The 318-nt window shown below is 66.4% G+C and carries 1 protein-coding gene; it reads right to left on the minus strand.

Annotated features, from left to right (window positions below; all coding sequences use genetic code 11):
• A partial coding sequence (locus ACTJI6_RS24300) for a helix-turn-helix domain-containing protein (protein WP_440804374.1) occupies positions 1 to 263 on the minus strand: 263 nt, incomplete at its 3' end.
• Between the last annotated feature and the right edge of the window lie 55 nt (positions 264 to 318).

Here is a 318-nt window from a genome sequence, read left to right on the forward strand (position 1 = left end):
TCGAGCAGCGAGACATAGCGCGGGCTGAGCCCGGCGCTGTGGGCAAGCTCCTCCTGCGCCATCCCCCGGGCGGTCCGGTGGCGGCGCAGCACCCGGGCAAAGGCCGGGACGAGGGAAGCGGAAGGATCGTCCATGGCGAGGATAGACCCGATACGGACCGGACCAAGCCATGAAGTATTTTGTGGATCCCGAGGTTTTTTATGGATAGAGTCCAGGAGATTTCCGGTGTCGCCCTTTTCGAGGACCGCATGGTCGAGCAGCATTTCCCCAAAGCCTCTGGCCAGGCCTCCCCGCCCGGCCGCCTGCCCCCGCGCGCGC

It is taken from the genome of Paracoccus sp. 22332 (assembly GCF_052045125.1).
Taxonomy (GTDB): domain Bacteria; phylum Pseudomonadota; class Alphaproteobacteria; order Rhodobacterales; family Rhodobacteraceae; genus Paracoccus; species Paracoccus haematequi_A.